Genomic DNA, 20,900 nt, shown 5'->3' on the forward strand with positions numbered 1-20,900 from the left:
TTTTTTTCCATTTTTAAGGTAAAATTATGAGATATGAGAAAGAAAATTAATCCGCTTATTTTATTTGGTTTTTTTGGGATTATAATTTTCATTTTAATCCTGAATCGCCCTCGTTTTGAGGACCATCCTGTAAAAACAAAGTCAAATATTGCGCAAGTAGAAACACAAGCGCTACACAATATAGATAAACCGGTAATTGATGTTTCTGGTTGGCAACGTCCTGAGGAAATTAATTACGATACTCTCTCCCAAAACATTTCTGGAGCTATTGTTCGCGTCCATAGTGGTGCTCAAACGTCCAAAGAGAACGATGCTTCCTATGTTAATGGTGTTGATAAGGCCTTTAAAACCCATATCACGGAGTTTCAAAAACGAAATGTCCCAGTTGGTGTCTATGCCTATGTAGCTGGAAAAAATGTACAGGAAATGGAAAAAGCTGCTGAAGTTTTTTATAACGCTTCATCTCCATACAGCCCTAGCTACTATTGGCTAGATGTGGAAGACAAAACCATGTCCAATATGAACGATGGGGTTGAAGCCTTTCGGGCAAAGCTAGAATCCCTAGGTGCTAAAAACATCGGAATCTACGTTGGGGTCTACTTCATGGAAGAACACAGTATTGATACAGATAAGTTTACCTCTGTTTGGATTCCTTCCTATGGTTCTGACTCAGGATTTTACGAGGCAACTCCTAAGACTGATTTAGATTACGACATTCATCAGTACACTTCTAAAGGAAAAATTGCTGGCTTTGATCACGATTTGGATATCAACGTCATCTCTTCCCTAAAAAACAAAGAAGAAACCTTTAGAAAAATCTTTTTAAAACCTTAAAAGCATTTGTTTAGCATTTGCTTTTTCTTTTTATTATAGATTGTGATACAATATAGTAAGGATTTTTTGAAATAGAAATAGTTGGAGGAAATATATGCTCTCATGGTTAGCGCGCATTGTTAAAGGGATTGTCATTGCTCTTGGATTTATCTTACCGGGAATTTCTGGAGGGGTTCTAGCAGCAATCTTAGGAATTTATGAACGGATGATTGGCTTTCTGGCCCATCCCTTTAAAGACTTTAAAGAAAATGTTTTGTATTTTATACCAGTTGCCATTGGTATGCTTCTGGGAATCGGCTTATTTTCCTACCCGATTGAATACCTGCTTGAAAATTATCAGGTCTTTGTCCTATGGAGCTTTGCGGGCGCCATTATTGGTACAGTTCCTAGCCTCCTTAAAGAATCAACTCGAGAATCTGACCGAGACAAGATTGATTTGGCTTGGTTCTGGACAACCTTTATTATTTCTGGATTAGGACTCTATGCCTTAAATTTTGTCGTTGGAACCTTAAACGCCAGCTTTCTTAATTTCGTCCTAGCAGGAGCACTGCTGGCTCTTGGCGTATTAGTTCCTGGCCTCAGTCCATCAAATCTACTTTTGATTTTGGGACTCTATGCTCCTATGTTGACTGGTTTTAAAACCTTTGACCTCTTGGGAACCTTCTTCCCGATTGGAATCGGGGCAGGTGCAACTCTCATTATTTTTTCAGAATTGATGGATTATGCCTTAAACAACTACCACTCACGCGTCTATCATTTCATCATCGGTATCGTCCTATCAAGTACTCTTTTGATCTTGATTCCAAATGCAGGAAACGCTGAAAGTATCCAATACATGGGACTTTCACATGTCGGTTATGTCATCATCGCCTTCTTCTTTGCGTTGGGAATTTGGCTTGGTATTTGGATGAGCCAATTGGAGGACAAGTATAAATAATGGCAAAAAAAGTTAAAATCAAAAAAACATTGGTAGAACAAATCCTGTCTAAAGCAGCTATCCCACATCAGGGGATTCAACTCAATGCCCTTGAAGGAGAACTTCCTCAAGGTTATGAACGAGATCAGATTTTCAAAACCTTGGCTCTTTTGGGAGATAAGACAGGACCGATTATAGGAATTGTGCCTATCACTCAACACTTGTCTGAAAAGAAACTAGCTAAAATTTCTGGAAATAAAAAAGTGAGCATGATTCCCCAAAAGGACTTGGAAAAAACAACAGGTTATATTCATGGAGCCAATAATCCTGTCGGTATTCGTCAGAAACACAATTACCCCATTTTTATCGATAAGATTGCTCTAGACTTGGATCAAATGATTGTCTCTGCTGGCGAACTTGGTCACAGCATTATCGTCGCACCACAAGACTTGGCTAGCTTTGTAAAAGCTGACTTTGCAGATATCTTGGAGGACAGTAAGTAATGAAACTCTACTTTGTCCGCCACGGCCGTACAGTCTGGAATCAGGAAGGACGTTTTCAAGGTGCTAGTGGCGATTCTCCCCTTCTTCCTGAATCCATTGACACTCTCAAAAAACTCGGCCAGTATCTCAAGGAGATTCCTTTTGATCAGATTTATGCAAGTGATTTACCTCGAGCGGTCAAATCTGCTGAGATTATCCAAAGTCAACTTCAGATGCCTTGTCCTTTAGAAAGTGTTCCTAATCTCCGTGAATGGCAGCTGGGGAAATTAGAAGGATTAAAAATCGCAACCTTGGAAGCTATTTACCCGCAACAAATCAAAGCTTTCCGTACGAATCTTGCTAAATTTGACACTCAAATGTTTGGAGCCGAATCCCTCTATAGCACAACAAAACGGACCATCCAATTTATCAAATCACTCAAAGATAGTCCAGCTGAGCGTATTCTAATTGTCGGCCACGGCGCCAATCTTACTGCCAGTCTTCGTACTCTACTAGGCTATAAAGAACCTCTTCTTCGTAAAGATGGTGGTCTAGCAAATGCCAGCCTAACCATTCTAGAAACCCATGATTTTGAAAGATTCACTCTCGACACTTGGAATGATACCTCTTATCAATAAAGAACTTGATTTTAGTGTCAAGTTCTTTTTAGTTTTTAAATATTATCCGTGAATTTCTTGGCTATTTATGATAAAATGGGAGTATCGCAAAAAATGACTCATCGTATTCAATTTTGAGTAAAACTAGGAGGATCCCATGTCAACAGAACATATGGAAGAACTAAATGACCAGCAGATCGTTCGCCGTGAAAAAATGGCTGCGCTTCGTGAACAAGGAATCGATCCTTTCGGAAAACGCTTTGAACGCACTGCAAATTCACAAGAATTAAAAGATAAATTTGCTGACCTCGATAAAGAACAATTACATGATAAAAACGAAACAGCTACTATCGCAGGACGCTTGGTAACCAAACGTGGTAAAGGTAAAGTAGGTTTTGCCCACCTTCAAGACCGCGAAGGTCAAATCCAGATCTACGTTCGTAAGGATGCTGTCGGTGAAGAAAACTACGAAATCTTCAAAAAAGCAGACCTTGGTGACTTCCTTGGTGTCGAAGGCGAAGTGATGCGTACAGATATGGGAGAACTCTCTATCAAGGCTACTCACATCACACACTTGTCTAAGGCTCTTCGTCCTCTACCAGAGAAATTCCATGGTTTGACAGACGTTGAAACCATTTACCGTAAACGTTACCTTGACTTGATTTCTAACCGTGAAAGCTTTGAGCGCTTTGTCACTCGTTCAAAAATCATTTCTGAAATCCGTCGTTACCTTGACCAAAAAGGTTTCCTTGAAGTGGAAACACCTGTTCTTCACAACGAAGCTGGTGGTGCTGCTGCCCGTCCATTTATCACCCACCACAATGCCCAAAACATTGATATGGTGCTTCGTATCGCGACTGAGCTTCACTTAAAACGCCTTATCGTTGGTGGTATGGAACGTGTCTATGAGATTGGCCGTATCTTCCGTAATGAAGGAATGGATGCTACTCACAACCCTGAGTTTACTTCTATCGAAGTCTACCAAGCTTATGCAGATTTCCAAGACATTATGGACTTGACTGAGGGTATTATCCAACACGCTGCTAAATCAGTCAAAGGCGACGGCCCAGTTAACTATCAAGGTACTGAAATCAAGATTAACGAGCCATTTAAACGTGTTCATATGGTGGATGCTATCAAAGAAATTACTGGTGTCGATTTCTGGCAAGACATTACTTTCGAGGAAGCCAAAGCTATCGCTGCTGAGAAGAAAGTTCCAGTTGAGAAACACTACACTGAAGTTGGTCACATTATCAATGCCTTCTTTGAAGAGTTCGTTGAAGAAACCTTGATTCAACCAACCTTTGTCTATGGACATCCAGTAGCTGTATCTCCACTCGCGAAGAAGAATCCTGAAGACGAACGCTTTACAGACCGTTTCGAGCTCTTCATCATGACTAAGGAGTACGGTAATGCCTTTACTGAGCTCAACGACCCAATCGACCAACTTAGCCGTTTCGAAGCCCAAGCTAAAGCCAAAGAACTTGGTGACGATGAAGCGACAGGTATCGACTACGACTACATCGAAGCTCTTGAATATGGTATGCCACCAACAGGTGGTTTGGGAATCGGTATCGACCGTCTCTGCATGCTCCTCACTGATACAACAACTATCCGTGATGTATTGCTCTTCCCAACAATGAAATAAGCTCTTATCCTCTGGTACTTGCCAGAGGTTTTTTTACAGTAAAAAGAAATAGACTGAAGTTTTCACCTCAGTCTATTTTTCTATCAGACTTCAGAAAAGAAGTTTCTTTCTTAGTCTTCTTTTTTCTTACGAGCTACGAGTCCGAATGCACCCAACATTCCAAGAAGTCCAAGACTAGCTAGACCAGCCTTATCTTCTGTACCAGTATTTGGTAATTCCTTCTTATCATTGGATACGGTTGTTTCAGCTACTTGTTTAGAATCTGTAGAACTTGTCTGAACTGGAGTAGCTACTGGTTTTTCTGGACTTGTAGGAGTCTCTGGAGCACTTGGTTGCTCTTGATTGATTGAATTTGTAACTTTCTTATAGTGATGTAGGGTATTTCCTTTAAAATCAGTTGTTGAATGACTATATTCATATCCTTCCAACTCTATTGGATTGTGTTTTCCTTCTTTATCTGAAGTAATACGGTTTCCGTTTTCATCTAGATATTCCGTTACAATCTGAACAGTTGAATCGCCATTTTGAGAAATGACTCCTCCACCATTTTGTGATTTAGGTGTTACTGTTACAGGAACTTCCACTGTAATCACTTTGCCATTTGGCAACTCTACTGTTACCTTAACTGGATCTTTCTTACCTGGCGTTGTTAAGTCTGGAATGTTTGCAACATTCGTTACTTTACCACCTTCTGGAATCTTAATTCCTTTTGTGTAATCCTCTGGGGTTAACGGTGTTGTAGTTACTGGTGTTTCAATTTCCTTAACTGGAGTAACAGTTACTGGAACGTCCACTGTAATCACTTTGCCATTTGGCAACTCTACTGTTACCTTAACTGGATCTTTCTTACCTGGCGTTGTTAAGTCTGGAATGTTTGCAACATTCGTTACTTTACCACCTTCTGGAATCTTAATTCCTTTTGTGTAATCCTCTGGGGTTAACGGTGTTGTGGTTACTGGGGTTTCAATTTCCTTAACTGGAGTAACAGTTACTGGAACGTCCACTGTAATCACTTTGCCATTTGGCAATTCAATCGTTACCTTAACTGGATCTTTCTTACCTGGAGTTGTTAAGTCGGGAATGTTTGCAACATTCGTTACTTTACCACCTTCTGGAATCTTAATTCCTTTTGTGTAATCCTCTGGGGTTAACGGTGTTGTGGTTACTGGGGTTTCAATTTCCTTAACTGGAGTAACAGTTACTGGAACGTCCACTTTAATCACTTTGCCATTTGGCAATTCAATCGTTACCTTAACTGGATCTTTCTTACCTGGAGTTGTTAAGTCGGGAATGTTTGCAACATTCTTTACTTTACCGCCTTCTGGAATCTTAATTCCTTTTGTGTAATCCTCTGGGGTTAACGGTGTTGTGGTTACTGGTGTTTCAATCGGTGTTGGTTTTGTTTCAACTACTTTAATAGTAGCTGGAACTTCAACTAACACTTTTCCATCTTTATCTTTTACAACTACTGTAACTGGTTTATCCCCTGGAGTTGTTCCATCATATGGAGTTGTTTGTCCTTCTGGAACTTTGTATTCGAATGTTGAACCTTCTGGATAGTCACTTGGTGTGATACTATCTTCAGCTTTAGGTTTATCTTTATCTTCAGCATTTACTGGAGTTAATTGTTCTTTGCCTTGAACGACTTTAATCTTCGCAGGTACTTCTACAATTGTATCTCCATCTGAATCTTTCACGACTACAGTAACATCTTTTTCGCCTGGTGTAGTCGTATCTACTGGAGTTTTGTACTCAAATGTTGTGCCATCTGGGTATTGTTCTGGATCAATACTCTTAGATGTATCTGGTTGTGGTTTGCTTGGATCTGCTACTACGTATTGTGTCTTAGGTTCTACAACAACAATCTTAGCTGGAATTTCTGTAATTGGTTGCCCGTCTAATTTCGCTACTACCGTTACAGGTTTTTCACCTGGTGTTGTTGTATCTACTGGTGTATTGTCTTTGTATTCAAATGTTGTTCCAGTTGGGAAGTCATTCGGATTAATGTTATCTTTTGGATTTGGTTGTTTCTTAGTTGGATCTACTGGGACATATTTAGGATAACTTTCTACTACACGTACTGTAGATGGCACTTCAACTAATACCTTATCCCCTTGTTTCACAACAACAGTAACTTTCTTATCACCTGGTGTAGATGTATCTACTTCTTCTTTGTACTCAAATGTTGCATCATCTGGGTAATCATTCGGATCAATACTATCTTCAGGAGATGGTTGTTTCTTACCTTCATCCACTGGAACGATTTGTGGATTTCCTTGGACAACCTTCACTTTTGTTGGTACTTCTACAAGTTTGTCTTCTCCATTTTTAGCAACAACAATCACATCTTTTTCACCTGGTGTTGTTGTGTCTACTGGAGTCTTGTACTCAAATGTTGTTCCTTCTGGATATTGTTCTGGATCAATGCTCTTAGATGCATCTGGTTGTGGTTTGCTTGGATCTGCTACTACATATTGTGTCTTAGGCTCTACAACTACTACTTTTGCAGGAACTTCTGCAATTGGTTGACCATTTAGCTTAGCTACTACCGTTACAGGTTTCTCACCTGGTGTTGTTGTATCTACTGGTGTCTTGTACTCAAATGTTGTTCCTTCTGGATAGTCTCCTGGAGTAACACTGTTTTTCGCTTCTGGTTGTTTCTTAGCTGGATCTGCTACTACAAATTGTGGTGTGCTACCTACAACACGTACAGTTGCTGGAACTTCAACAAGTACCTTATTCCCTTGTTTCACAACAACAGTAACTTTCTTATCACCTGGTGTAGATGTATCTACTTCTTCTTTATACTCAAATGTTGCATCTTCTGGGTAGTCATTAGAATCAATACTATCTTTTGCAGATGGTTGTTTCTTACCTTCATCCACTGGTACAATTTGAGGTACACTCTCAACTACTGTAACTGGTACTTTAACTGTCGTTGTTTTTTCTTGACCATCTACTGTATATTTAACAGTTACATCTACTTCAGTATCTTCTGTTAAGTCTGGAACTGTTACTGTAGCTGTCTCATCAATAGCAACTGTTGCACCTTGAGGTAATTTTCCTTTAAATGTTGCGTCTTCGATTGCTTTTTTCGTTTGAGCAAGTACTTTTTCTTTTGCTTTTTCTTTGTCGCCATTTTTAGGAACAATAATTGCATCTGCTTCTGGTTTTGGTAATACTGTTACTGTAACTTTCACTGTTTCAGTTACCTTACCATTGTCGTATGTCACAGGCACATCAACTTTTACATCTTTAGCTCCTGCTTTACCTGTTGTTTCTGGTAATGTTGTTGGTTCACCTTTTGTACCATCTGTCCCTGGTGTTACAGCTGCTTTCGCTTGTTCAGCTGTTGGTTTTTCACCTTCGAATACGACAATTTTACTTGGAGTTGAGCTTACTACTGTAACTGGGACTAAAATAGTATCTTCTGCTACTACTGTACCTGTTGCGTCTTTGTATTGTACTTTTACTGGTACATTATCTTTATCACCATTTGAATCTGTTGCTGGAACAGTATAATCTTGATTTGGATCTAATTCTACTGTAACTCCTGTTGGTAATCTTAGTTTACCTAGGGCAGCTTGTGCTTTTTCTTTCACTGCTGTTTTCAAGTTATCACTAGTTGTATCTTTTAATGTTGTTACTTTTTCTGGGGTTGCTTTCGGCAATACTTCTACTGGAACGTTTACAGTTTCTGTTCCACTTGGATATGTGACTGTTGTTGGTACAGTTACATCTGTTGCTCCTGCTTTACCTGTTGTTTCTGGTAAAGCAGTTTCTGTTGGTGTTCCTACTGTTCCTCCAGTACCTGGTGTTACTGCATTCTTAATTTTCTCAGCATCTGGTTTTGTTCCTTCTACAGTGTAGACTGTTTTTGGTTCTGAGCCTGCTACGTTAATAGTTACTGGTACTGTTGTAGTGTATGTTTTTCCATCTACTGTATAAGTTACTGGAACATTTACAACGCCCTTGTTTGTACCTTTTTCATTTGTTAGAGTTTCTGCAACAGCTTCTGTTATATCCCCAACTGTTACTGTCGCTCCTGTTGGTAATTTCCCTTTAAAGTCTGCTGATTCCGTTAAAGTTTTAGCTTTTGCTTTAGCTACTTCTTTTACTTTATCTACGGTTGAACCTTTTGGTACTTCTACCTCACCAGTTGCTGTTGGTAAAACTATTACTGGAACACTTACTGTTTCTGTCAACTTACCATTATCATATGTTACTGGTACGTCTACTTTAACATCAGTCGCTCCAGCTTTACCTGCTGTTTCTGGTAAAGCAGTTTCTGCTGGTGTTCCCACTGTACCTCCAGTAACTGGAGGTACTGCTCCCTTCGCTTGCTCTGCTGTTGGTTTTTCACCTTCGAATACGACAATTTTACTTGGAGTTGAGCTTACTACTGTAACTGGGACTAAAATAGTATCTTCTGCTACTACTGTACCTGTGCTGTCTTTGTATTGTACTTTTACTGGTACTGCTGTTTTATCACCATTAGAATCTGTTGCTGGTACAGTATAATCTTGATTTGGTACTAATTCTGCTGTAACTCCTGATGGTAATGCTAGTTTACCTACTGCAGCTTGTGCTTTTTCTTTCACTGCTGTTGTTAAGTTTTCACCAGTTGTATCTTTTAATGTTGTTACTTTTTCTGGTGTTGCTTTTGGCAATACTTCTACTGGAACGTTTACAGTTTCTGTTCCATTTGAGTATGTTACTGTTGTAGTTGCAGTTACATCCTTAGCTCCAGCTTTACCTGTTGTTTCTGGTAAAGCAGTTTCTGTTGGTGTTCCTACAGTTCCTCCAGTACCTGGTGTTACGGCATTTTTAACTTTCTCAGCATCTGGTTTTGTGCCTTCTACAGTGTAGACTGTTTTTGGTTCTGAACCTAATACATTAACCGTAATTTCTGCATCTTTTGTATAAGTTGTTCCATCTACTGTGTATGTTACTGGAACTTTAACGATTCCTTTGTTCGTTCCTTTTTCTGCGGTGATTGTTGCTAAAACTTCTTCTGTAATCTCACCAACCACTACATCTTTAGAACCTTCTGGTAATTTAGCTTTGAAGTCAGCTGATGTTGCTACTTCTGTCGCTTTTGCTTTCGCTACTTCTTTTACTTTATCAACAGTTGCACCTTTAATTACTTCTACATTACCTGTTGCTTTTGGTAAGACCAACACAGGAACTGTTACTGTTTCAGGAAGTACAACATTTCCCTTCGTATAAGATACTGTTGTTTCAACATTAATGATTTGTCCAGCTTTACCAGTTGTTGTAGGCATATTTTGAACATTATTGATTGTAGCTGTATACCCAGGAATTGTAGCAGGAGTTATTTTCCCCTTAATATCATCATTTTGAATAGTATCTCCTTCAAAAACAACTTTCTGTTGCTTAGTAGATGCCACTACATTCACATTAATGTCTATTTGATTATTAAAATTCTTACTTCCGATAGTATGAATAACTGGCACTTTTAGAGTTCCACTATTTTCTTTTACAGCAGCTGTAGAATAACCTTGTACCATTGCAATTGAACTTGTTTCACTTAAGTTTAGGGCAGCAGTAGCTTTTAATGTTGCTAATTTTTCTCTATAAGCTTCTGAATTTAGTAATTCTTCAGCACTTACTGTTGCTGCTTCTTTTGCTTTTTCAAAAGTTGTTCCAACTGGTACAGTTATAGTGCTATTTCCTGTCATAGAATCAATATAAATACTACGATTATATTTATAGTCAGGATTATCGGAAGTTTCTAAACTATTAGCATTTACATTCACTGGAATATTATATCTATCCGCACCAACTATTCCATACGGTAAGATCATATTTCCTAATTTATCTTTTCCTCCAAATCCATTTTTCCCTACTACCTCAAATGTTGCTTCCCCGACAAAATCAGGCGTTACTTCAAATGGGATCGTAACAGTGTTGGATTTACCACTTGTTGGATTAATATCTCGTTTTGGTAAATCAATTTTAAAAGTAAGTTCTCGTGTATCTTTGTTATATTTAAAGTCATAAGTATAACTTGGAGCAAATAAACTTTTGCCATTTACTTCATTTAAGTCTGTCCCTTGTAATGTACCTAACTTAACACCTTTAGGAACTTTCAATGTAACTTCATACTTAGTCTGATATACTACTCCTACTCCACCATTATTACTTAGCGTTACATTAAACGTTCCTTTTTGAGCATTTTTATAAATAGAGTCCTCTGTATAACCATATGCTTCTTTATCTCTACCTGAAACAACTGTCGTCGTTAAAGTCAGTGCTGGTCCTGGAGTTAATCCTAGTCCTGCAACTATATATCCATCTTCAACCTTATGACCATTCAAGTAGCCAGAAGTTGTTGGCTGATCTCCTGCTTCTACAAATACACGTACCTTAGTCGTCCCTTCAGGCACTTTTACTACACGCCATAATGCAGCAAAACCATCCGAATCTGATCCAGGTTTTCCAATAAATTCTGTATCTGAAGCTTTTCCATCTTTTCTAGTTAATTCTGATAGCGGTTGGCCAGTATAGGCATCCACTATTCTCATTTTTATTTTTTCACCTTCAGATGAAAGACCCATTTCTCCATACGCACTAGAAAAGACAAGATTAGCATACAAATGAGAGTTAGGGTTTACGTCGAAATCTTTATAGATAGTTGTTCCTTGTTTTTTTAATTCTACATAATAATCTTTATTAACTTTTCCTATACTTCCATTTCCCAAACGATCAGTACTAATCATATATCTTAGTACTCCACCACCAGCGTTTGCTCTACCTTGACCACCAGTAGCAGTAACATGACCGTTATTATCATAAACTTTTGCTGGTTTTGGTGCATATGTGGTTGCTGATTGTCCTTCTTTATATTCTATATCAGTAGGTGCTTCTGGTTTAACAATATTTACGGTGTTTGCACCTTCTTTATCAACAATCTTCCAGCCGCCCAAAGCTCCTGCTTTGGCTTCATCAACCGTTATTTCTTTTTGTTTCCAATGATAAGTTGCTGAACCCAAATTAATAGCACCACGTATACCAGAAGCTTGATTTTCTGCACGTTTTGTATGTGATGTAGCATTTGAAAAGTCAGGCGTTCCAAAAGTATCATTTAAATTACTAATTACTGCATCAGATGGATTATTCCCATAATTTGCTAAGTGATTATTGGCAGGTGCTCCCCAATCCAATTTTTTAGCTTGGTATAGTTTCAATAAATCTACTTTATCTTTTAACTCTTGTAAAAGTGCATGCTTTTCTTTTTCTGTTGTTGGGATGTTGTTCCCTTTATTTCTAACAGCTTGTGCAGACTCTTTTACCTGTGTTAGTATTCCTACGAACTCTTTATCTGTTTGCCCTTCTCCTTTAGCATTTTCAGCTGAGATTAAAGATTCAACTTTTGCGATTTCCGCCTCTAATTCAGAAGCTTTTTGTGTAATATCATTTGTATTTACAGCAACAGGATTTTCAGTACCATCTGCAACCGTACCTGTATCTCTAAACCCACTTTCTCCTTTTCCAGGAATGGCTTGTCCATTTCTTGGATTTTGGTTTTTGTTTACTTTTGTTGCTTCTGATTTGATACTGTTTAAAATGACAAGGTTACTTGAAAGTTGTTTAGCCAATGCATTAACTTTTGCCTGTGTTTTTGTATCATCATTTAAAAGCTCTTTTGCTTTGTTAACCAAATTTTTAGCATCATCAATGACTGATTTTGTTTTCTTGCCTTCGGTTAATTGACTCAATCTACTTTCAACTTTAGCAACTAAATCTTCTAATGCTGCGGTATTAATAGCAACTTTTTCTGTCACTACATTTGGAGTTTCAACTGGACTTGCTTGTGTGTTAGTCGCAGACTCTTTAGCAGAACTAGTTTGTTGTCCATCGGTCGCTTTATCAGTAGCAGATGCTTGTCCAACAACTTCCTTAGAGGGTTCCGGGGACTTATCATTTAGATTTTGAGGATTTTGAACTTCTCTAGTTTCTGGATTAGTTGCTTGTTCAGCCGCTTGAACACTTCCTCCACCAAGGAAAAACAATCCAGTAGCTACAGCTACACTAGCCGCACCGAAACTAACCTTACGAATACTGTAACGTGTGAATTTCTCCACTTGCGATTGGCGAACATGACGCCCTTTGGGTTTAAACATTCCCTTACTCCTTTTTTCTGACAAATGTCAGTTAATATATATAGGAAGGCTAAAAACAACAAGCCCCCCCTCAAATATATTTGTATATTTAAAGGTTCTTATTAAAATTATACCCTTTAATCCTTTATAAATCAAGTATTTCGGTTTTCTAAAAGATAATATATTAATCCCATCAGATTGTTAGTTATAATATATTTAAAATATAAATAATATCTATATTGTTGATGTTTTTTATAAAAAAAGCCTAGTTTAAAATGGTAAAACTAGACTTTTTTATATATTTTATTTTTCTTCCTTCACTTCTTTGGTTGCTACATCATCACCAAACCATTTTTTGCTAATTTCTTGGAACTTACCATCCTTATAAAGATTAGAAAATCCTTCATTTATCTTTTTAACCAGAGTTGTATCTTCCTTACGTGCTCCAACCGCAAAATCTTCTGTTTCTAGTCCAACTGTAAAGACATTATAATCGTTTAAAACGCCTTCTGCTTCTAAATAATAGTTTGCATAGACACGATCAATTAATAGACCATCAATTCGATCGTTTTTCAAATCAATCAAGGCTTCATTAAAGGTTTGGTATTGATTCGCTTTATTATTAGCAACAATATCCTTCAAAATCGCTGGATTTGCTTCAAAGTCCTCATAACCAGATGAACCAGCTTGAGCTCCTAATGTCTTTCCAGCCATATCCTTTGCAGTCGTGATACCTGAAGATTTCTTAGTCACCAATACCTGCTCATTCTTCATATATGAGTTACTGAATGCTACCTTTTCACGGCGTTCGTCTGTAGCGGAATAGCCATTCCAAATCAGATCAATCGTTCCTTTTGTCAATTCAGCTTCTTTCAAATCCCAATCAATCGGTTGCCAATTTACCGTAATGCCATATTTTTCAAAAACAGCTGTAGCTAAATCAATATCAAATCCTGCATAGGAACCATCTTTCTGAGCAAATCCCATTGGAACAAAAGTACTATCAAATCCAATAGTAATAGACTTGTTAGACTTGTACTTAGACCAATTATCTCCACTAGTTTCACTAGCATTTTTCCCACAAGCTACTAAGAACAAAGCAGTCATTAGACTGACTAATATAAGCATCAATTTTTTCATCACTTTTTCCTCCTATTTAGGTTCTACTTTTAATAATACATCTGCAATATTTTCCGCAAACTGTAAATCATGGGTAACCACAATCTGGGTCATGCCAAGTTCTCTATTTTGCAAGATTAGTTTTTCCACTTCCAAGCGTAATTCTGGATCCAGGGCCGAAGTTGGTTCATCGTAGCCAATGATTTCTGGGTCAATCATCATAGCACGCGCCAAGGCCACCCGCTGTTTTTGCCCACCTGATAGTGAGAATGGATAAGCATCTGCGTGCCCTGCTAACCCTAACTGTTCCAAGAGTCCACGCGCCTTCTGTTCAGCCTCATCCTGCTTCATTCCCATTGTTTTCACAGGCGATAAGGTCAAATTGTCTAAAACTGACAAATGAGGGAAAAGTTGAAAATCTTGGAATACAAATCCCAGTAGATTTTGCTTCTCCAATTCATCCAATTCTAAGGGTTCTCCATTATAAAAGATTTGACCTGAATCAATGGTTTCAAGACCTGCAAGCATACGTAAGAGAGTCGTCTTACCTCCACCAGAAGGCCCAACGATAGCTAGGATTTGCTTTTCAGGAATATTTAGACTGAAATCAGACAGGATTCGTTTGTCTCCGAATTTCTTATTGATATTTCGTAATTCTAACATGTCAACCTCCTATCTATAATAACTGTACTTCTTCTCAACTTTTTTGGAAATGATTGTCACAATACCAATCAAAATCAAGTAAATGGCTCCTGCCAAGAACATGGGAACAAGGCTGGCATCACGGTTGGCAGCTGTTCGGCTTGCTAAGATAAGGTCTGAAATTCCTAGAGCGTAGACTAGAGACGTATCCTTGACCAAACTCATAACCTCATTAAATACACTAGGGAGAACAATCTTGGTCACCTGAGGCAAGATAATATAGCGCACTGTGTCAAAAGGACTAAACTTCAAGACCTTAGCAGCCTCGTATTGGCCTTTGGGAATCGTATCGATCCCCCCACGGAAGATTTCAGCAAAGTAAGCCGCATAATTGAGAACAAAGGCAATAATAGCTGCAGGAAGACGGTCCAAACGAATCCCAATGCCTGGGAGCACATAATAGATAAAGATCAATTGCAAGAGCAAGGGTGTCCCCCGCATAATCCAAATATAAATGTTAATCAGATGATGGAGGAGCTTCCAATGGACTTGCAAGGCAAAGGCAATCAAAACGCCCAAGGGAATAGAAAAAATCAAGACCAGTGCAAAAACCTGTAAAGTCATGCTTGCACCGCTCAATAAACTCGGTAATATCTCAAATAAATAAGACATACTGACACCTCCTTAAAATAATTGTCCCTATTATAGCATACATAAACTAAATTACAACTATTTTTATAAAAAAATTACATTGTTAACAAAAATAAAAACTATATCTTTCAAAATTGATAAGATATAGCTTTAAATCATTTTATTCCTAAAGTCTTTCATACAGTTCTTGCATTTGTACATCATCTGGAACCAGTTTTAAGTAAGCTTGGGCATTGACTTTTGCTTCCTCAAAGTAGCCCAATTCATGCAAGAGATAGATATAGTGTTCCAGAAATTCTGGATTGTCCTTCAAATCTCCTGCCAACTCTTGGTAATGCTCATAGGCGGTATCCAAATCGTCCATTTCTTGATAAGAGCGAGCAATCATCCACTTGGTCAAGAGATTTTCTGGCTCCTCACTTTGTAAGTCTAAAATATCCTCATAACGCTCTTGTTCTAGATAAATAGTAGCTAGACGGAGTAAGATTTCTTCCGTATCCTCAGCGTCTTCTTTTGCAGTAAGGAGATAATTTTCTGCACCACTAGCATCATGCAGTTCATAAGAAAATTGTGAAGCAGCTAGCAAGAGACGAGTTTCAAAGGGATTTTTCTCCAAGCCTTGCTTAGCGATAAGCAGGGCTTCTTGAGCTTGGTGTTCCTTATGTAAGGCCTGACTATACCCATACTCATAACCTTCAAAGTCAGGAGAAATGGTATCAATCTGCTTAAAGTAGAAGACAGCTTTTTGGTATTCTTCTTGATCAAAGTAAAGACTAGCTAACTCAAAAGCTGTTAAATCATCGTATTCTAACTCCAGGGCTTTTTCTAAAAATTCTGTAGCTGTTTCAAATTTCCCTAACTGGGCATAGGCAAATCCAATCCGTTGATAGGTAGAAATGCCCGTTTGCTCATAAATCGAACGATTATCTAACTGGGCATATCCTTGAATAGCCTCTTGGTAATTTTCCAACTCACTATCCAACTCTGCCAAGCCCAATATCAAGAGAGGGTCCTCTGAGTAAGTTAATGCTTCTAACAATTTCTCACGCGCCACATCTGTCAAACCTTCCATCTGGTAAAGGTCTGCCTTAAGGGCCAAAGCCGATATATACCAGTCACTGTCAGCTTGGATTTCCTCTAGATAGGCAAAGGCTTCTTCTATTTGACCATCTTCGCTAGCAATAGTTGCTAGATTAAGATGAACCTCTGGAAAGTCCTCTACGATTTTCAGGTAAATTTCCTTGGCCTGAGGATAAAAACCAATCCCTTCTAGATAGGTAGCTAACTCATACAGAAGGTCACTTGGATCATTTTCTAAAGCTTTGACGAAATAGTGCTCAGCCTTGGTTAAATCTTGCTCCTCCAAAGCCTGTAACATCTGTTGACTATTGTTCACTCTTTACTTCCTCTCCTTCTAGTTCATATAGGCCACTAACTACCTTATACCATTCAAAAATAGCTGAAATGACAACCTTAGCAGAGGCATAAACTGGAATACCGAGCAAGACTCCCCAGATACCAAACATGGATCCTGAAGTTAACAAGACAAAAAGAACATTAATAGGATGGATGTTTAATTGACTTCCCAAAATCAGTGGAGAGACAAAACGGCCTTCAATAGTTTGTTCCACGATAAAGATAATCACCACTTTTAACAGCATGACTGGCCCTGCAATCAAGCCCAGAACTAAGGCAGGAAGCATGGCCAAGAAGCTACCAAGATAAGGAACCAGATTTAAAATACCAGCAGTAACACCCAGCGTAACCGCATAGCGTAGACCGATAATCTTGAAAAAGATGATAAACATTACTGCTACAATAATAGCCACTGTTACTTGCCCTCGAACATAGTTGGACAACTGTTGATTCACATCTGACAGAACCTGTCCTACAGGCTCCTTCAATTTCATCGGCATGAATTGAGTCAAATAGTTACGCAAGCCTTTCCCATCACGCAAGAGATAAAAGAGCATGAAAGGAACGATAATCAAGGCAACAATCACTTGAGATGCCCCGCTAATAAAGGCACTCACCCAGTTGACTGCCTGAGAAGAAACCTTGCTTGCCCAAACTGTAGCCTGGCTAGAAAAATTGGTCAAAACTTGCTCTAGCTGGGGCCTGAAATCATCTGGCAAACGCTTGGTTACCAAATCATTAATAACTCTGTCTGCATCTTCGAGATAGATTGGTACATTTCTTGCAAATGTTAAGACCTGACGCTGCAGATTTGGAATAGCTACTGCCAATCCCCAAATGATAAAGAGGGCGATAATCACAAAAACAATACTGATGGCTATAACGCGATTGACTTTGTGTTTTTCCATCCAATCAACAATAGGATTTAACAAATAATATAGCAGTCCAGATAGAATGACTGGCAACATCACAACCGCCAAAAAGTCTAAAACAGGTGAAAATAAAAAACTAATCTTACTTAAAATAAAAAGATTGAGTCCCAATAATAAGGTTACCAAAAATACCGTAATGGCCTTGTTATCCAAAAACCACTTGAAAAACCAAGATAGGCTAAAATGTTTCTCTTTTTGTTCCATAAATACTTCCTTTCTATCGTTCTCTCATTATATCATTTTTAGGAAAAAATAACTCTTTTTTAAAGTGCTTACATGGAGACAGCGACATAAAAAATCCCCTCAAAAGAGGAGATTCAATTAGTCTTGAATATGACGGTCTAAGTTCTTCTGATAATCTGCGTTTGATTTGGCTTTTTCTTCAGCAAATTTCTTGCGGAACTCATCCATTTCTTTAGTAGTGACAATCTTATCCTGAAGTTTAAGATATTTATAGCTAAGTTCACCAGTCTTATCACCTACCCAGCCATATGCACCAGTACCTAGAACTTTCTTCGTTACGAGCATTTGGGCACCGTCTGACTGTGCAGGAATAACCAAGGCACTGTCTGTTAACCAAGCTTGAGCTTTAGCATATTTGGTATAGCGTTTTTCAAGATCTGTTTTCTCACTATTAGCATCCGTGATTAACTCTTTAAACTTATCTAACCCAACCGCTTTGATTGCTGAACTGTCTTTACCTGGTACTACACCTAGGGAACCAAGAAGATTTGGTCCAGATGTTGGATCAAATATATCTAGATAAGTTGATGGATCTGCGTAATCAGGCCCCCATCCACTATTTGCATTAATATCCCAGTCAGTATTGGTATTAGAAGTAGCTAGAACCGTCATACTTGCCAATTCATCATCAGAAACTTGTTGAATATCAACTATAACATTATCTGATCCAAGAGCTTCCTCGATAGATTGTTTATAAGATTGATATTGACGCACAAACTGTGGACGAGTAGAAGATACTGGAATATCTAAATGAATAGGGAACTGTACTCCATCAGCTTGAAGAGTTTTCTTGGCAGCTTCCAATTTAGCTTTAGCCTTATCTACATTATGAAGTGAATCCTGGGCATCATCAAGACTGACATCTTTCCATACACCATCTAACTTATCCAATTCTGCCTTAGCTACTTGCCCAAATGACTGCTCTCCTACTTGTACAAATGTTGGAGGTGTTAAACTTGTACGTAATTTACGCGGTGCTACTTCGTCCCCAAATACTTGAGAGATTCCTGCTTTACGATCTGTAGCAAAAGCCAAAGCTTGACGGAAATCTTTGTTCAGCAAAGCCTTCTTAGTAGATGATTTTTCTGCATCACTTGTTTTAGCAGTGTGATTGTAGGCAACACGGTCAATATTGGTCGAAATATAGAAAGTAGTTCCTTGTTGTTGACTATAAATAATGTTATCTTTATATTTTTCTTTTAGCCGTTCATAGTTAGCAGAGTTTTTAAAGAGAGGTGCTGCAGGATAATTTCCTTCATCAAAACCACGTCCAAGAGAGTCTGCATCCTGACCATCAAAGTAAGACAACTTAATATCATCAATAAAGACATTTTGTTTATCCCAATAGTTTTGGTTTTTGGTCATTTCAATAGAAGATTTAGATGTAAGACCTGTGAGAAGATAAGCCCCATTGTATAGAATGCTTGTTACATCAGTCGCCTTACCAAAGTCATCTCCTTTAGAAGCTAAAAAGTCTTCGCTAACAGGAGCAAGAACTCCCATTGTTGTTTTCGAATTCCAGAAAGATTCTGGATGGTTTAAAGTATAGACTACAGTATAATCGTCTGTTGCTTTTACACCAACAGTAGAAAAATCCGTTGTTTTCCCATTTACATAGTCATCTAATCCTTTAATAGAATCCTGTACAAGATAAAGTCCTTCTGATTTCTTGTCAGCTGCGTGTTTTAGACCAGTCACAAAATCCTGAGCCTTAACTTCTCCATATTCTTCGCCTTCATTGGTATACCACTTGATACCCTTACGAATTTTATAGGTATAAGTCAAACCATCTTTGGAAACCGTCCAATCTTCTGCAACTGATGGTACTAGATTCCCATATTGATCATTTTCCAGTAGTCCATCAATGACATTACCAGTAATCTGTTTTGTAGACTTTTGCCCAGCAACTGTATAATCCAGACTCGCAGGATCTGATGAAAATACATAGGCATAAGTAACTGGTTTAGTTGCTTCCTTATTCCCATTACCAGATGAACAAGCTGCTAGAACAGCTGCTGAGAGTACAGCAACTCCAGCTGCTAAGAAGACACGTTTTTTCATAAAAAACTCCTTTGCAATTTATATAGGATTATTATAGCACTTTTCAAAAGGAAATCAACACAAAACTAAGTCAAATTTAATATTTTGTTATATTTTTTATGTCTTATATAGAGTTCCTCCAACTACCGTTTTTGTGATATAATAGTCTTATCTTTATAAAGAGGTATAGTCATGAAAGAAACTGTTTATTTTGGAACTTATACACGTCGTATTTCCCAAGGAATTTACAAGGCAGACTTTGATACAGAAACTGGGCAGCTTTCAAATCTAGGACTTTTTGCTCCTGAACCAAGTCCAACCTATCTTGCTTTTGATCAGCACCAACATCTATACACTGTTGGTAGTCAGGATGACAAGGGAGGCATTGCAGCCTATCAAACTGACGGGACTTTATTAAATCATGTCGTGGAAGAAGGAGCTCCCCACTGTTATGTTGCTGTTGATGAAAAGCGTGATTTGGTTTACGCAGCCAACTACCACAAGGGACAGGTTCTTGTTTATAAACGTCAGGGAGATGGTAGTCTTCTACTTAGTGATGTGGATCAACACAGTGGCCAAGGTCCACATGAGAATCAAGCTTCTCCCCATGTTCACTTTACAGACTTAACACCTGACCACTATCTAGTGACATGCGACTTAGGAACTGACCAAGTCATCACTTATGACCTTGATCAAGAAGGGAAATTATCTAAACTCTATACCTATCACAGTCAGCCAGGAGCAGGCTCACGTCATATCATTTTCCATAATCACTATAAAATCGCTTATCTGATTTGTGAACTCAATAGCACTGTCGAAGTTTTAATCTACGATGGTGTTGGCGAATTTGAACGCATGCAAGTTATTTCAACTCTACCAGAAGGTTACGAAGGTTTTAATGGAACTGCTGCTATTCGTCTCTCTAAAGATGGTAAATACCTCTACGCTTCTAACCGTGGCCATGATTCTATCGCAGTATATACAATTCTTGCAGACGGTAGCTTAGAGTTATTAGAAATCGTTCCTACTCATGGTCAGACTCCACGTGATTTTGATTTGACACCAGACCAAGAATTTGTCATTGCTGTCCATCAAGACTCTGACAATGCAACCGTCTTTAAACGCAATCCTGAAACTGGTCGTCTAGCAGAACTTTCTAACGACTTCCATGTACCAGAAGCAGTCTGCATCAGTTTTGCTCCTTAAGAAAACATAAAAAAATGAACTTGGTAAC

General features: G+C 38.4%; 13 protein-coding genes. 6 read left to right on the forward strand and 7 right to left on the reverse strand.

The window, feature by feature from the left end; genetic code table 11:
- Positions 1 to 33 precede the first annotated feature (33 nt).
- From SK629_RS04735 to lysS, 5 genes are all read left to right on the forward strand, one after another.
- Positions 34 to 834, forward strand: coding sequence for a GH25 family lysozyme (locus SK629_RS04735; RefSeq protein ID WP_042900813.1), 801 nt, complete (start codon positions 34 to 36; stop codon positions 832 to 834).
- A gap of 94 nt (positions 835 to 928) precedes the next feature.
- On the forward strand, positions 929 to 1,771 hold the full coding sequence (locus SK629_RS04740) for a DUF368 domain-containing protein (RefSeq protein WP_042900814.1): 843 nt from the start codon (positions 929 to 931) through the stop codon (positions 1,769 to 1,771).
- Positions 1,771 to 2,253: an aminoacyl-tRNA deacylase gene (locus SK629_RS04745; protein ID WP_042900815.1), complete on the forward strand. Its 483-nt coding sequence runs from the start codon at positions 1,771 to 1,773 to the stop codon at positions 2,251 to 2,253. The genes SK629_RS04740 and SK629_RS04745 overlap by 1 nt, the downstream gene beginning before the upstream one ends.
- A complete protein-coding gene (locus SK629_RS04750; RefSeq protein WP_042900816.1) occupies positions 2,253 to 2,870 on the forward strand; it encodes a histidine phosphatase family protein in 618 nt (205 codons plus the stop codon). The genes SK629_RS04745 and SK629_RS04750 overlap by 1 nt, the downstream gene beginning before the upstream one ends.
- Positions 2,871 to 3,006: 136 nt before the next feature.
- Complete coding sequence (gene lysS / locus SK629_RS04755; RefSeq protein WP_042900817.1) at positions 3,007 to 4,497, forward strand: lysine--tRNA ligase; 1,491 nt, start codon at positions 3,007 to 3,009, stop codon at positions 4,495 to 4,497.
- Positions 4,498 to 4,607: 110 nt separating this feature from the next.
- On the opposite strand, the gene SK629_RS04760 is transcribed toward lysS, so the two are convergent.
- The 7 genes from SK629_RS04760 to SK629_RS04790 all read right to left on the reverse strand — a co-directional run bounded on the left by SK629_RS04760 (position 4,608) and on the right by SK629_RS04790 (position 19,687).
- The gene (locus SK629_RS04760) at positions 4,608 to 12,644 is read right to left on the reverse strand and encodes a YSIRK signal domain/LPXTG anchor domain surface protein (RefSeq protein WP_042900818.1); all 8,037 of its coding nucleotides are present in this window, start codon (positions 12,642 to 12,644) and stop codon (positions 4,608 to 4,610) included.
- A 282-nt stretch (positions 12,645 to 12,926) separates the two neighbouring features.
- Positions 12,927 to 13,763 carry an amino acid ABC transporter substrate-binding protein gene (locus SK629_RS04765; RefSeq protein WP_042900819.1) on the reverse strand — a complete coding sequence of 279 codons (837 nt, stop codon included), beginning with the start codon at positions 13,761 to 13,763 and terminating at the stop codon, positions 12,927 to 12,929.
- 12 nt (positions 13,764 to 13,775) lie between these two features.
- Positions 13,776 to 14,405 carry an amino acid ABC transporter ATP-binding protein gene (locus SK629_RS04770; RefSeq protein WP_042900820.1) on the reverse strand — a complete coding sequence of 210 codons (630 nt, stop codon included), beginning with the start codon at positions 14,403 to 14,405 and terminating at the stop codon, positions 13,776 to 13,778.
- A 9-nt stretch (positions 14,406 to 14,414) separates the two neighbouring features.
- Positions 14,415 to 15,056 carry an amino acid ABC transporter permease gene (locus SK629_RS04775; protein WP_042900821.1) on the reverse strand — a complete coding sequence of 214 codons (642 nt, stop codon included), beginning with the start codon at positions 15,054 to 15,056 and terminating at the stop codon, positions 14,415 to 14,417.
- 145 nt (positions 15,057 to 15,201) lie between these two features.
- Positions 15,202 to 16,431, reverse strand: coding sequence for a tetratricopeptide repeat protein (locus SK629_RS04780; protein WP_042900823.1), 1,230 nt, complete (start codon positions 16,429 to 16,431; stop codon positions 15,202 to 15,204).
- Positions 16,421 to 17,587, reverse strand: a complete 1,167-nt coding sequence (locus SK629_RS04785; protein ID WP_042900824.1) for an AI-2E family transporter — start codon at positions 17,585 to 17,587, stop codon at positions 16,421 to 16,423. The genes SK629_RS04780 and SK629_RS04785 overlap by 11 nt, the downstream gene beginning before the upstream one ends.
- Positions 17,588 to 17,704: 117 nt before the next feature.
- Positions 17,705 to 19,687: a peptide ABC transporter substrate-binding protein gene (locus SK629_RS04790; RefSeq protein WP_042900825.1), complete on the reverse strand. Its 1,983-nt coding sequence runs from the start codon at positions 19,685 to 19,687 to the stop codon at positions 17,705 to 17,707.
- A 171-nt stretch (positions 19,688 to 19,858) separates the two neighbouring features.
- On the opposite strand from SK629_RS04790, the gene SK629_RS04795 reads away from it, so the two are divergent.
- Complete coding sequence (locus SK629_RS04795; RefSeq protein WP_042900826.1) at positions 19,859 to 20,872, forward strand: lactonase family protein; 1,014 nt, start codon at positions 19,859 to 19,861, stop codon at positions 20,870 to 20,872.
- Positions 20,873 to 20,900: the final 28 nt, after the last annotated feature.

The organism is Streptococcus mitis (assembly GCF_000722695.1).
Lineage (GTDB): Bacteria > Bacillota > Bacilli > Lactobacillales > Streptococcaceae > Streptococcus > Streptococcus mitis_O.

Bases quoted from the DNA above. Each gene is read 5' to 3' on its own strand.
- SK629_RS04735 (WP_042900813.1), top strand. From the start codon at position 34: ATGAGAAAGAAAATTAATCCGCTTATTTTATTTGGTTTTTTTGGGATT.
- SK629_RS04740 (WP_042900814.1), top strand. From the start codon at position 929: ATGCTCTCATGGTTAGCGCGCATTGTTAAAGGGATTGTCATTGCTCTT.
- SK629_RS04745 (WP_042900815.1), top strand. From the start codon at position 1,771: ATGGCAAAAAAAGTTAAAATCAAAAAAACATTGGTAGAACAAATCCTG.
- SK629_RS04750 (WP_042900816.1), top strand. From the start codon at position 2,253: ATGAAACTCTACTTTGTCCGCCACGGCCGTACAGTCTGGAATCAGGAA.
- lysS (WP_042900817.1), top strand. From the start codon at position 3,007: ATGTCAACAGAACATATGGAAGAACTAAATGACCAGCAGATCGTTCGC.
- SK629_RS04760 (WP_042900818.1), bottom strand. From the start codon at position 12,644: ATGTTTAAACCCAAAGGGCGTCATGTTCGCCAATCGCAAGTGGAGAAA.
- SK629_RS04765 (WP_042900819.1), bottom strand. From the start codon at position 13,763: ATGAAAAAATTGATGCTTATATTAGTCAGTCTAATGACTGCTTTGTTC.
- SK629_RS04770 (WP_042900820.1), bottom strand. From the start codon at position 14,405: ATGTTAGAATTACGAAATATCAATAAGAAATTCGGAGACAAACGAATC.
- SK629_RS04775 (WP_042900821.1), bottom strand. From the start codon at position 15,056: ATGTCTTATTTATTTGAGATATTACCGAGTTTATTGAGCGGTGCAAGC.
- SK629_RS04785 (WP_042900824.1), bottom strand. From the start codon at position 17,587: ATGGAACAAAAAGAGAAACATTTTAGCCTATCTTGGTTTTTCAAGTGG.
- SK629_RS04790 (WP_042900825.1), bottom strand. From the start codon at position 19,687: ATGAAAAAACGTGTCTTCTTAGCAGCTGGAGTTGCTGTACTCTCAGCA.
- SK629_RS04795 (WP_042900826.1), top strand. From the start codon at position 19,859: ATGAAAGAAACTGTTTATTTTGGAACTTATACACGTCGTATTTCCCAA.